Source organism: Microbacterium sp. 2RAF4, assembly GCF_052115285.1.
Classification (GTDB): domain Bacteria; phylum Actinomycetota; class Actinomycetes; order Actinomycetales; family Microbacteriaceae; genus Microbacterium; species Microbacterium oxydans.
In genome coordinates this window covers 1-375 of sequence record NZ_JBFRGI010000023.1, presented here as the reverse complement: position 1 = coordinate 375, position 375 = coordinate 1, and the positions used below count along the sequence as shown (strand labels likewise).

The 375-nt window shown below is 55.5% G+C and carries 1 rRNA gene; it reads left to right on the top strand.

From position 1 onward, the window contains the following. A 23S ribosomal RNA gene (locus tag AB4070_RS18600) occupies positions 1–375 on the top strand; the annotation flags it as partial.

The window sequence follows — 375 nt, the reverse complement described above, 5'->3', positions numbered from 1 at the left end:
CGTGTMTGGTGGGTAGTTTGACTGGGGCGGTCTCCTCCYAAAGAGTAACGGAGGAGCACGAAGGTRCGCTCAGCGCGGTCGGACATCGCGCACTGTGTGCAAAGGCATAAGCGTGCTTGACTGCAAGATCGACGGATCAAGCAGGTASGAAAGTAGGTCTTAGTGATCCGGTGGTTCTGTATGGAAGGGCCATCGCTCAACGGATAAAAGGTACTCCGGGGATAACAGGCTGATACCGCCCAAGAGTTCATATCGACGGCGGTGTTTGGCACCTCGATGTCGGCTCATCACATCCTGGGGCTGAAGCCGGTCCCAAGGGTATGGCTGTTCGCCATTTAAAGTGGTACGCGAGCTGGGTTTAGAACGTCGTGAGAC